We start from the raw sequence: 12,358 nt of genomic DNA on the forward strand, positions 1-12,358 counted from the left end.
TACCGCTACGGGTTTAGCCGCGGGCACTTATACGGTTACGGTTACCGATGCGAATGCTTGTACTTTAACCAGATCATTTACTATCACCCAACCACCGGCATTGGTTGTTAACCCGCTTATGCAAACCAATATTGCTTGTAATGGCGGTGCTACTGGATCTGCTTCTGTTTCAGTATCGGGAGGTACGCCTGGATATACCTATTCATGGTCTCCATCGGGAGGTACAGCAGCCACAGCAACTGGACTAGTTGCAGGTACCTATACTTGCACCGTTACGGATGCAAATAATTGCACAAAAATACAAACATTTACCATTACCCAGCCAACGGCATTACAATTGGCTTATTCAGGGGCTGCTGTGGTGAATAAGAATACCGCATTTACATATACTTTCCTAGCAACAGGAGGAACTACAAGTTATTCATACAGTAGTTCTGGTACACTTCCAACTGGGCTAACATTGTCTGCAGGAGGTGTATTGTCAGGCACGCCAACTACCGCCGGAGATTATAGTTTTACGGTTGTAGTTACCGATGCCAATGCTTGTACTAAAACGGTGAACGTAAGTATAAAAGTAGAGAATGCATTACCGGTAGATTTGATTAATTTTGGAGCAAAAGCAATAGCTACTGGTGTTGAGGTTACTTGGACCACTACGTCTGAGGCCAACTCTTCGCACTTTGAACTGTTACATGCTACAGAAACAGGAGAGTTTAAATCTCTTTCCAAAGTAGATGCACTTGGTGATTCTAAAACTGGAAAACGTTATGTTTTCTTGCATAAAAATGCCGTAAATGGGCTAAACTACTATCAGTTATTGCAAGTTGATAAAAATGGTGACACTAAAGATTATGGGGTAAAGCAAGTTAACTTCAGTCCAGCTAGAGATGAGGTGTTGTTGTTCCCTAATCCTGCGTCACATGCAATTACTGTTAAATTCCCAATAAATGTTTACAGCCAGCTACAGGTGATTGATATGTTGGGAAAAGTGGTAATGAGTAGCAAAATCACCGCTAAAGACCAAGAGCATAAGCTAAATATCGCTTTGTTACCTGCTGGTGTTTATACGGTAGTATTAACATCTGGCAACACAAAAACTGTACATAAATTCATTAAACAATAAATTGCTATTGTTTACGCTCTTAAAGCCCTTGCTTATTTATTAAGTAAGGGCTTTTTCATGCTGCCAGTTTCTCTCAATGAAACATGCCAGCTAAACGCCTCTTCCAGTAAATGCGGTGTTTGTCCGCCGCGTTCGTTAGCAGCCCGATTGAAATAGCTCTGTAATTGCTGTCTGTATTCAGGATGTACGCATTTGTTAATGATTACCTGTGCTCGTTGTCGTGGTGCCAAGCCTCTTAAATCTGCAAGCCCTTGTTCTGTTACAATAATATCCACATCGTGCTCGCAATGGTCAACATGTGACACCATAGGTACAATGCAAGAAATGTTATTGCCTTTGGCTACTGAGGTGGTTACAAAAATACTGAGGTACGAATTACGGGCAAAATCTCCCGAACCCCCTATGCCATTCATCATGTGCGTACCACTTACATGAGTAGAATTTACATTGCCATAGATGTCACATTCTAGGGCGGTATTTATGGCAATAATGCCTAATCTTCTAATAACTTCCGCCGCATTGCTAATATCCTGCGGGCGAAGCATTACCTTATCTTTATAAGTGTCGAAATTAGAGAATATCTTGTCGTAATAGGCTTGAGAAACGGTAATGGAAGAACCCGAAGCAAATAATAATTTACCCGAGTCCAGTAAGTCGAAGGTGCTGTCTTGAAGTACTTCCGAATACATGGTTAAATCTTCAAAATCGCTATGCACAAAGCCAGTTAATACGGCGTTGGCCACTTTACCAATGCCCGCCTGTAATGGGAGCAACGATTTGGTTAAATTCCCCTTAGCTACTTCCTGGTTAAAGAAACGGATCAAATGGTTGGCAATGGCTTTGGTAGAAGCATCGGGGGCTTCAATTTCTGCGGGGCTATCTGTTTTTTGGGTAATCACGATACCCGCAATTTTATCGGGGTTAATGGCAATTACCGAAGCGCCTACCTTGGTATTGGCTTTAGTGATTGGAATTTCTCTGCGATTAGGGTATTCGCCCGTCGAAAAAATATCATGAATGCCTTTAATGGATAGTGGAACCGATAGATTAAGTTCGATGATCACTTTTTCGGCCAATGCCGCAAAAGAAGCCGAATTACCAACAGAAGTGGTAGGCACAATACTGCCATCTTCTTCAATTAAACAAGCCTCTAAAATGGCAATATCTATTTTGGGGAAGTTGTTGGCCCGCAGCAAATTGGCGGTTTCTCCCAGGTGCTGGTCAATAAAAAATACCTCGCCTTTGTTAATCGCTTTGCGCATTACAGGATCAACCTGGAAAGGTAAACGTAACGAGAGTGCCCCTGCTTCTACCAGCGCCCCATCGGTTCCCTGTCCTAACGAGGCACCAGTCATTAACGTCACTTTCAAGGGGTCAGTCTTTGCTCTTTCGGCCAAAGCCATTAATACCGCTTTACTGTCGCCAGCTTTGGTAAAGCCGCTAGAGGCCACCACCATGTTGTTTTTAAACATCATCGCCGCCTCTTGTGCGGTAATGATTAGTTGTTCTAAATCTGGGTTAAGTATTCTATTCTCGTACATACGATTTGGCATGATTAACAAATGTATGGGCTACACTTTTTACCATCTGCGTCAAAAATAAAGGTAGCTTAAAGGATTGATGAAACATCTCGTCAAGCTAAAAAATGACTTTTGTCACTTATCAGCCAAGGCTTGGTAAATTTCTGCGTAAAGCAATCCGCTGCCTCCACCATAATGTTTAACGACTGTACTGTTTGCCTTCAGCTTTTCGAGGTGTAGTTTCAGCACGTCTTCCTGCGGCTGTGTAATGCCCGAGCCGATTAATATTACCTCAAAAGCTTTGGCATAGCAATTTTCCATGGCCTCATTGAGAGATAAAGCAACGGTAGCATGCCAATCTTCCATTTTGTTGATTAAGCGTGCTATGGTTGCTGCAATGGGTTCGTTGGAACAAACAATTAAAATATTGGTCATACGCTTATGATTTAGCCACAGATGCGCAGGTTTTTTCTAATCGTTATGGATTGATTTATCTGTGTATCTGTGGCTAGTTTAAATGTGGTTAAAACTTCATGGGTACTTCCATGATCAAAAATTCGGCTTCAGTACTTGCCGAGATTTCAAATTTGGCGGTATCCCAAATGCCAAAGCCATCTCTGGTATTAACATCTTGGCCATCAATTTTGATACTTCCTTTCAATACAAAAATGTAGGCGCCATTCCCTTCTTTATGGAAGGTATAGGTTTTAGAAGTATTCGCATCAAATCTAGCCATGTTAAACCAAGCATCTTGGTAAATCCATACTCCAGCATCATCGGCATTTGGCGAAAGCACCTGTACAAATTCGTTTCTGGTATCTTTGTCGATGGTAATCTGGTCGTAACGAGGTTCTACATTTCTTTTGTTAGGAAATACCCAGATCTGTAAAAACTTGGCGGGATTTTCACTATCAGGATTATATTCAGCGTGATATACGCCTGTACCTGCACTCATTACCTGTATTTCGCCAGCTTTAATGGTGGCGGTGTTGCCCAAGCTGTCTTGATGTTGTAGCTCTCCTTCTAACGGAATAGAAATAATTTCCATGTTGTCATGTGGATGTTCTCCAAATCCCATTCCACCAGTTACAAAGTCATCATTCAATACCCTTAATGCTCCAAAGTGGATGCGGTCTGGGTTGTAATATCCAGCAAAGCTGAAAGAGTGAAAGCTTTTTAGCCAGCCATGATCTGCGGCTCCGCGAGTGTTGGCTGTGTGTAATACGGTTTGTGCCATTGTTTTTTTCTCCTTTGTTGATACAAATTTACAGCACAAATTTTGGCTGGCTCTTAACATAGGGTAAGAATTGGCATGCTATTAATGAAGTATTTCATATTTTAGAGCATTAATGCACCTGTTGATGTTCAAGAAACTGCCTTTTCTCCTTCATTTACATTTGTGGCTAACTTTCGGTATAGGCTTACCCTGCGCTGCCCAATATCAGCAGCTGCTTCATCAGCCTTATAAAAATAAGGTATACATTATCGACACCCTTTACGGAAAATTGGTAGGCAATAAAGATACCAGTGATACCTTTGCTTTCTTACGTAAAATGGAAGCTTATGGACTTAAGCATCACGATAGGGAAATGGTGTTGGAGGTTGAATTGTTTAAAGCTTATTACTATTCTTATTGGACTTTTGACCATCCACATAATTTAGTGCTGAAGAAGCTAAAGGCAATAGCTGAAAAGGGAAGAAAAGAAAACTATCTGCACATAGAAGCGAGGGCACTGCGGGTAATAGGTGAGTTTTATTGGCGGCGTGTGGGCAATTACGAGCTGGCTACAGAATATTACCTGCGTTTAGATCGATTGTTGGATAAAACCAATGCTATTGATTTCCCAAATATGGCCGAATACTATTATCTCATTGGCGAGCTGTATTATTTTTTTAAGGATTACGCTACGGCAAAAGCCTATATGTACAAAACACTGTCCATTGCCGTCACGGATTTTAACTGGAAAGCGATATGGTCGGCCAACAATACCATGGGATTATGCTATCGGCAACTAGGCAAATTGGATAGTGCCGATGTATTTTTTAATAAGGCCATACAATCGAAATATTTTGGGAGTGATGATATCAGATACACGATAGCGCAAGGAAACATTGGCTACAATCATTATTTAAGAGGCAATTACGATTTGGCGGTTCCGCTGATGGAGCATGACGCCGAGAAAGCTGCAACTGAACTTGACTGGCGTTTGGCTGCGGGAGCTGCCGTTCCATTGGCGGATATCTTTATCAAACAGAGAAAATATGACATTGCCTGGCATTGGATTGAAAAGGCAGAATACTATCTGAAGAAATCTTTTGATCGTTCCTTGGAGCTAATGGACCGCTTTTACTCAGTTAAAAGCACCTGGTATTTGGCCAAAGGTAATGCTGCGTTAGCTACAAAATATCTTGATTCGGCAAGGTTGGCAAAAGCCGAGGAAGATAAAAGAGTAGATGCTTTACAGCTTTTACGTGTTCAGCAAAGAGCGCATAGCCAAAAGTTGGCGGCCGAGCGTAGTGCATTTACGGCAAAGGAGAAAGCTAAAAACAATCTGTTGGTTGCCCTTACGTTTATTGCATTTTGTTTGGTAGCTGTAAGTTTTCTGATTTACTTTTTGCAGCGCAGAAAGCGGCTCAGGATAGAAGCAGCCAAAGATGCTAAATTGAAAATGGCTAACCATGAACTGAACCAGGCCAAGCAACAATTGGAAAAGTTTGCTCAAGCCATTGCTCATAACAGCCGTATGATTGAGGATATGCAAACGGCGCAAGAAAACCAGCAGAGCCAAGCAGTAGAGCTGGTAAAGAAAAAAGCCATCATTACGGATGAGAGCTGGGATATTTTTCAGCAGGCATTTGAAAAGGTTCATCCAGGGTACATTAGAAGGTTGAAGGAAAGGGTTGCTGGAGTTACCCTTGCCGAAACCAAAATGGTAGTGTTGAGCAAACTTAGGTTGTCCAAACAAGAAATGGCCCATGCCCTGGGGGTTTCGCCTCAATCGTTAAGGGTAACTTGGCATCGTTTACGCAAAAAAACAGGTGATGATGAAATCCAGTTGGAGGATTTTGTGGATCAAATTTAGATGATGGTATTATTCCTTTGATTGGTGATAATACCAACCAAAGGACGACGAGCATTAATTCTTAATCATTTTCAGAATGGTGTTTTTCCCTTTTCCTGTAAGCTTTAGGAAATAAATCCCTTTTGGGAGATGATTGGCGATGATGGTTTTTTCCGCCTCAGTTTTATTTACAGACAAGTGCTGTAAAATTTTACCAGAAATTTCTGTTAAAATGACGCTTTGATAAGTGTTGGCCGCAAACTGTACCTTAGCTTGTGTGGTTACTGGATTTGGATAAAGCAGTACCTGATCTTCATCTAAACTAAAGTTTAATTCTTTAATGCCCAGCTCTTCGGTTTTGCCGTCATGATCTTTTTGGACCAGTTTGTAATAATTGATGCCGTTTAAAGGTGTTCGGTCATGCCACGTATAGCTGTTTTTTAGGTTGGTGGTACCTTTCCCTTTTACCGATGCAATGCTTATAAAGTTTCGGTCGTTTGTTGCCCTAAAAATTTCAAAGCCTGCATTATCTTTTTCGGAAGCCGTTCCCCAGCTCAGCACCGCTGTATGGTTTTCCTTTTTGATTTGGAATGACAAAAGTGCCACAGGTAAGGTTCCCATATTTTCAAAAGGACCCAAATCTATACTAGAACCTATTAACCGCTGATTTCCTGCCAGGTCTTTATCTGTCCCTAGACTATTATTGGTACTATTGCCGTCCGCATCTTCGTACAAGGTATTGTTTCCAGTGTTAATGGCTAATCCATTAGCTTTTAATGTGTAATCGCCGTTTACTGCGTCTGTAAAAAGATTATTGTCGGTGAACTGCCAAGGCACGCCATTAATGTTGCCGTTGGCGGTGCTGAACTCGTGCTGGATCAAGCTATATTTAATATCCTTGATGACACTGCCATTAGCGCCTTCCAAGTAGGTGTTGATTGTGAGATTGTTGTAGGTGTTATGGTAAACAATGCTATTGTAAGCCGTAAATGAGTAAACAGCGCCATTGGCAAAATAAATAAAATTAGGGCTTTCGTTGCTGGCTACGGTGCTATTTTGCAGCTTAATGCTACTTGGAGCGATTGGATTAGCGTAAGCAAAAATGGCCCCGCCAAAAGCTCCTGCACTATTTCCACTGAGGATACTATTGGTAGTTGTTATTGTACTGGAGGCATTAGTTGAGCGTGAGTGGATACCGCCACCGTGAGTGCCGCTATTTTTACTGATTGTGCTTCTGTAAATATTGAGGTTGGCAGTAGAGCCTGCTAGCAAATAAATGCCGCCTCCCCAATCGCTGGTACTATTGTAGCTGATATAGCATTGGGTTAATGTCATCTCATTGTTTGCGGTTCCGCTTTCTGAGTAAATTCCGCCGCCATTATTTCTACGTACGATAAGATTGGCCACGCCAATGGCTCCGCTACCATCTGCCAATCCACCTGTTATGGTAAAGCCGTTCAATTCGGTGTTTAAAGCCGTGTTGCCTGAAGCCGCTATGATCACGTGATAAGCATTATTGCCCTGTGGGATTGTTGTGTCATTGTTATCCAGGTCTCCGCTTAGTATCGTGCCATTAGTTTGCGTAGGTAAAATACGATCATGTTCTGTTAAGGTAATTCCATTGTCGGGATCGAAACCGCCAAATAACTTTACTCCGCTTACCATCAGAAAGGCATTGTTACGTCCTTGATCTGTGCCAAATAGTGAAGGCGCATCATGCGGACCGTACATTGGTTTGTATGTGCCCTTGCTTACCCATATTTGTTTTACAGCATTTGGTGTATTGGCATTTAAAAGTTTAGCAGCCATAAGGGCATCGGCCAGTTCTGGTGTAGCATTGGCCCAACTATTGCCCCTAAAACTGCCAGCGCCATGCTTCTTTACGTAAATAATACCATTTTCGTCGGGAACCGTTGCCGGGCTATGGGAGCTTTCAAAGGCTCCCATATCTATAAAGTCCATTCTTAAGCGGTTGTTGCCGGCTAAATCTTTATCTAGCGTTAAACTATTGTTCCCATTATCGCCATCAGCGTTTTCGTATAAAATGTTATTGCCTGCGTTTATGGCTGCACTCTTGTCCTTTAGGCTGTAATCGCCATTTGCAGCATTTGTAAAGAGGTTGTTGTGGGTATAATTTGTAGAAGTTCCATCAAGGTTGCCATTTCCCGTGTCGCTTTCTTCCTGCACTAAGCTATACTTAATGTCTTTGCTAATACTACCGCTATTGGTAGCGATATTGCTAATTGCCCCGTTTTCTAACTTATTGTTAAAAACAATACTGTTATAAGAGGTGAAAGTTTTAGCATTGCCCTTTAAAAAAATAAAATTTTGACCTTTATTATCAGCTATGGTGCTGTTCTGAAGTTTTAGATTACTGGTATTGGAGGCATCTGAATAAATTACTACCCCGTCAGCCAGGGCTGTGTTGCCATGTATTTTACTGTTGGTAACTGAAATTTGCGAGGAAGGACCTTTTGAATAAATACTCCCGTTGGAATTGGAACTGTTTTCACTGATACTGCTATTGCTGATATTAATGGTTGAAGAATTGCTTGCTGGTGGTAGAGGCATTACTGGTGGCCAAGCTTCTGAATAAATGATTCCGCCAGAGCCAGCACTATTTTTACTAATGTTACAGTTGATTACCGTAACTGTTGAGCTCAGGGCAGCTCCCGCCTGAGAAATTATCGCTCCACCAACACCAGAGGCTTGGTTTCCGTTAATGCTGCAGTTAACAAGCATAACGGTTGAACCGCCGCTCATGCTATTGGCGTAAATTCCTGCGCCATCGCTGGTGTTGTACCCAATGCTACTGGGCGACTCTCCTGATGCCAGACCACCTGTAACGGTAAAGCCATTTAATTCAATGTGACTTAAAGCGTAATTGGGAGACGAAGGTGAGCTCACTACATGGTATGCGTTATTGCCAGTTGGTCCGTTGGTATCATTATCGTCTAAATCGCCACTGAGTATGGTTCCATTTGGGGCTTCTGTAGTGGCATTGGGTATGATGCGTTGGTGGCTTAGGTTGGTAATGCCATTGTCGGGATCAAAACCTCCGTATAGTTTTACGTCATACGCTATTGTAAAGCTACGCTCTTTCGGAACTGTTACCACACCTTGATTGTATAATGGTTTATACACGCCTTTGGAAACCCAGATTTGGCTTACGATCGCTCTGTTTGCATTGGCAAATTTTAATGCATCGGCGAGTTCGCCAATGGCATTGCTCCATGAACTCCCATCTCCAATGCTTCCTTTCTTTACATAGAGGATGTTGTTATTGTCGGGAAGCGGCTCCTGATATTCATAGGCTCCCACATCAATGGCTGCACCAGACAGTCTCTTATTTCCCAATAAATCCTTATCCGTAGTTAAGCTACCTCCATTACTGGTGTAAAGTTGGTTGTTGCCTGCGCTAATGGCAGGGCTTTCTTTAAGCAGGATATAGTTCCCTGTATTCATCGGAGCTGAAGCAAAAGCGGTTGGATTAGCAAACTTGGGATTTACATTCAGGTTGTTAGTCCCGGGAAAGCCTCCCTGTATTATGCTATAACTTACCTCGGTAACCATATCTACCTGATAAGAAATTTTTATCCTTACCTGATCAATGTAAGAGATAATGGTAGGCAACAACAATCCCGAAGCTTTCGAGGTAACGGCAATGGCTACTCCAAAATCATCTGCATTTACATCGGCTGGCGTTAAGGTAAGTCCCCAAAGGTCTGTATGGGTACCATAGGTGAATGCCGTTTCCGAAGTTGGCCAGTTTACGCCGACACTGGCATGGTTGGTGCCTTCCACTTGGTTGTTTTTAAGTAGCCTGATATCTAAATCCTGTGTGTAATTAGAACTTGAATTATCGCTACAAAATTTTCTGATTTCCACCTCAACGCCCAGTATATTTGCGTTAGCGGGCAAATTAAGGCCAAATCCCTTTACCATTAAAAAATGGCTATCTCTAATGGTACCGGCAATTGATAGCGCTTCATTAGACATGGTTGCGTAACTATTATTATCGGTAAGCACATTACCGGAATTATTCCAAGCATCCGTACCCGTACTGTTATTGTTAGTGGCCGATGTAGGATTTTGAAAGCTAGGTGCTTCTACGGTGGTATTTTCCAGAATACCGCTACTGTTCCCATAAACCACTGTATTTGTTATGGTAGGCGAAGAAAGATTATGATAGACCGCTGCACTGGCGGTGCCCGCACCGTTGTTGCCCGCAACGGTGGTGTTCAGCAGTTTAGGTGCAGAGTAGGCACTGTATATGCCTGCCCCACTGGCATTGCCAGAGGTTTTGTTTCCAGTAATTAAAGTATTGATAATTGATGGTGCAGCAAAGTAATTGTAAATACCTGCGCCTGTTTGATTGGCCGTAGCCACATGTCCTGAAATGACACAATTGGTGATTTTTGGAGAAGCTCCCAGGTTATAGATACCGGCGCCCCTATCCTGGTAAATGGTTTGCCCGTTTACCAATAGGGTACTTGCTGTATTGGCATGGCCGCCTACAATGGTAAATCCATCCAACATGGCAGTGCCTACATCGCCCACTCCAAGTACCACATGATTGGTATTATCGGCGTTTGCCATAATGGTAGATGTGGTTTCGTCGTTACCACTTAAGTCACCGCTTAAGATTGTTTTATGGGCTGCTAGCTTGAGATTACGCTCGTTTAAGCTGCCTTCTGTTCCTGAAAAACTACCATATAGTTTTACATCTTTTACCAAAAGAAAAGCATTGAATCGGCCGGCGGAATTGCCGAAATTATTATCTGCGGGACTATATAACGGTTTGTATATGCCACCAGCCACCCAAATTTGCTGTATGGTCGCATTAGTTTTTGCAGCAATCAGTGCGTCGGCCAGTTCACCAATGGCATTGCTCCATGCGGTGCCATTCCCAATACTTCCTTTTTTAACATAGAGAATGCCATTGGCATCGGGTGTTTGGGCAAAGCTGAAGTAGCTTAAGAAAATAAAGAAGATGGAAAGTGTAGTTATTTTAATTTTCATGATGTTGGATTGGTTTTTCATTGATGATTTAAAAATGGCACTTTAATGCACTTCAAATCAAATTTTAGGCGTTACAGAAACGTTACAGTTTTGATAGTGATTAGCTATAACGTAGTTTGGTGAAAATATTTCTACCTGTTTGTTGATTTCTGAGGGCTGGCTACGTGAAAAAAAACCTGACTTTAGTTTTACAACATGGAGTTGTTAACTTTGATAACTTTGCCAAACCAAATGGATAACTTAGTAACATGATTAACAGGGCGACTTACCAAGCGGCGCAAATTGTTGCGACGACCATAGAAACGCATTTTGCCGAACACTTGGCAGAAGCTAGTGCTAAGGGAGAAATTGATTTGGCGCCTCAGCCTCCAGCCCGAGTAATTGAAGCGATTTTGGACGCTGCTTTTTGGAGTAGCTTGCGTAAGGAGGAGGGACATTCCCCTAAAATTTCCATTGCATTTTTACCGCCAGAGCAAGCGACAAAACCTTTATTGTTTAAACAGAACTTACCTTTAAATCCAACGGTGTTAACCAAATTGGCACCTGGTGTAGAGCGTGGGGGAATCCATATTGGTGTATGGCACGATGGTTACGATCTTTATATTTGGGGAACCACTTTAAATATCCCCAACTACTGCTTTGTGGTTGATGTTTCGGAACCAGCGCTGTTGGTGGTTAAACATCGTAGAATGGCGGGTTACGGAAAATTTACCAATGTTGCGGTACTAAAGGGAGATCAGATAAAAATTGTAAATGAAAGCGCTCCTAAAATGGGCGAATGCCCTAGTATTTTATTGTCGTTACTTGATCTCACCGCCGATAGTTATTGGAACGATTCGGCCAATATTTTAATTCAGCTCTCTGTTTCTATGCGGGCACACGGTAGGGGTGGTGCCGTGCTCATTGTACCTCAGGGCAGTGATGATTGGAAGCAATCTGTGATCCATCCCATCAGTTACTCATTGACACCTTCATTTAAGGGGCTGTCTGATTTGGTAAAGAAAGATCGAAGTGATGCCAGTGAAATATTTTGGCAAACCGCTTTAAAAAGGGAAATTGACCATCTGGCAGGGCTAACTGCCGTAGATGGCGCTACCATTGTTACAGATGAATATGAACTGTTGGCGTTTGGCGCTAAAACGGGAAGAGCAAATAGTAGCGAACATATCCATCAGATTTCATATACGGAGCCCATTAATAACGCAGAGGCGGTGGTGGTGCATCCAGCTAAAATAGGGGGCACAAGGCACTTGTCTGCAGCGCAATTTGTCTTCGACCAACGGAATGCTTTGGCTTTGGTGGCCTCACAAGATGGTCATTTCACGGTCTTTAGCTGGTCAAAATCTTTGAATATGGTGCAGGCCCAGCGGATAGATGCATTGTTGCTTTAGTTAATGCCGAATATGGCAAAAGCAATGGTGCCCAACAACATCAGAACCATTACAATGCGGTCGGCTTTTACTCTTTCGTTATAGGTAGAGGATTTAACCCTGCTTTTCTCTTTAGCTTTATAAAATGCGGCATTGGCCGAATGTACGTTTGCTATCATAACTACTCCTCCTTGTTGTAGTATGACAAACAAAGACTAGGCCATTTTGTGTGGAAAAGTGGATAACTATCGTTTTTTATTT

At 42.3% G+C, this 12,358-nt stretch carries 8 protein-coding genes; 3 read left to right on the plus strand and 5 right to left on the minus strand.

From position 1 onward, the window contains the following. Positions 1 to 1,123 (plus strand): T9SS type A sorting domain-containing protein (locus DUT71_RS13085; RefSeq protein WP_113662990.1); only part of this gene is annotated, 1,123 nt, incomplete at its 5' end. Between the two features lie 32 nt (positions 1,124 to 1,155). On the opposite strand, the gene DUT71_RS13090 is transcribed toward DUT71_RS13085, so the two are convergent. The 3 genes from DUT71_RS13090 to DUT71_RS13100 all read right to left on the minus strand — a co-directional run bounded on the left by DUT71_RS13090 (position 1,156) and on the right by DUT71_RS13100 (position 3,880). Continuing rightward, a complete protein-coding gene (locus tag DUT71_RS13090) occupies positions 1,156 to 2,664 on the minus strand; it encodes a succinate CoA transferase (protein ID WP_113662991.1) in 1,509 nt (502 codons plus the stop codon). Between the two features lie 114 nt (positions 2,665 to 2,778). Further along, positions 2,779 to 3,078, minus strand: coding sequence for a hypothetical protein (locus DUT71_RS13095; RefSeq protein WP_113662992.1), 300 nt, complete (start codon positions 3,076 to 3,078; stop codon positions 2,779 to 2,781). Between the two features lie 88 nt (positions 3,079 to 3,166). Further along, on the minus strand, positions 3,167 to 3,880 hold the full coding sequence (locus DUT71_RS13100) for a pirin family protein (protein ID WP_113662993.1): 714 nt from the start codon (positions 3,878 to 3,880) through the stop codon (positions 3,167 to 3,169). Between the two features lie 124 nt (positions 3,881 to 4,004). Between DUT71_RS13100 and DUT71_RS13105 the strand changes: the two genes are divergently transcribed. Next, positions 4,005 to 5,726, plus strand: a complete 1,722-nt coding sequence (locus DUT71_RS13105; RefSeq protein WP_113662994.1) for a tetratricopeptide repeat protein — start codon at positions 4,005 to 4,007, stop codon at positions 5,724 to 5,726. A 54-nt stretch (positions 5,727 to 5,780) separates the two neighbouring features. Here the strand turns inward: DUT71_RS13105 and DUT71_RS13110 are convergent, their stop codons facing one another. Further along, positions 5,781 to 10,727 carry a choice-of-anchor Q domain-containing protein gene (locus DUT71_RS13110; protein WP_162796043.1) on the minus strand — a complete coding sequence of 1,649 codons (4,947 nt, stop codon included), beginning with the start codon at positions 10,725 to 10,727 and terminating at the stop codon, positions 5,781 to 5,783. 248 nt (positions 10,728 to 10,975) lie between these two features. On the opposite strand from DUT71_RS13110, the gene DUT71_RS13115 reads away from it, so the two are divergent. Next, positions 10,976 to 12,118: a putative sensor domain DACNV-containing protein gene (locus DUT71_RS13115; protein WP_113662996.1), complete on the plus strand. Its 1,143-nt coding sequence runs from the start codon at positions 10,976 to 10,978 to the stop codon at positions 12,116 to 12,118. Here DUT71_RS13115 and DUT71_RS20225 read toward each other — a convergent pair. Further along, the gene (locus tag DUT71_RS20225; RefSeq protein ID WP_162796044.1) at positions 12,115 to 12,276 is read right to left on the minus strand and encodes a hypothetical protein; all 162 of its coding nucleotides are present in this window, start codon (positions 12,274 to 12,276) and stop codon (positions 12,115 to 12,117) included. The genes DUT71_RS13115 and DUT71_RS20225 overlap by 4 nt on opposite strands. Positions 12,277 to 12,358: the final 82 nt, after the last annotated feature.

The sequence above is a fragment of the Pedobacter nanyangensis genome, assembly GCF_003313505.1.
Lineage (GTDB): Bacteria > Bacteroidota > Bacteroidia > Sphingobacteriales > Sphingobacteriaceae > Pedobacter > Pedobacter nanyangensis.

Coding starts and splice junctions, on each gene's coding strand:
- DUT71_RS13115 (WP_113662996.1), top strand. CDS start 10,976: ATGATTAACAGGGCGACTTACCAAGCGGCGCAAATTGTTGCGACGACC.
- DUT71_RS13095 (WP_113662992.1), bottom strand. CDS start 3,078: ATGACCAATATTTTAATTGTTTGTTCCAACGAACCCATTGCAGCAACC.
- DUT71_RS13100 (WP_113662993.1), bottom strand. CDS start 3,880: ATGGCACAAACCGTATTACACACAGCCAACACTCGCGGAGCCGCAGAT.
- DUT71_RS20225 (WP_162796044.1), bottom strand. CDS start 12,276: ATGATAGCAAACGTACATTCGGCCAATGCCGCATTTTATAAAGCTAAA.
- DUT71_RS13090 (WP_113662991.1), bottom strand. CDS start 2,664: ATGTACGAGAATAGAATACTTAACCCAGATTTAGAACAACTAATCATT.
- DUT71_RS13110 (WP_162796043.1), bottom strand. CDS start 10,727: ATGAAAATTAAAATAACTACACTTTCCATCTTCTTTATTTTCTTAAGC.
- DUT71_RS13105 (WP_113662994.1), top strand. CDS start 4,005: ATGTTCAAGAAACTGCCTTTTCTCCTTCATTTACATTTGTGGCTAACT.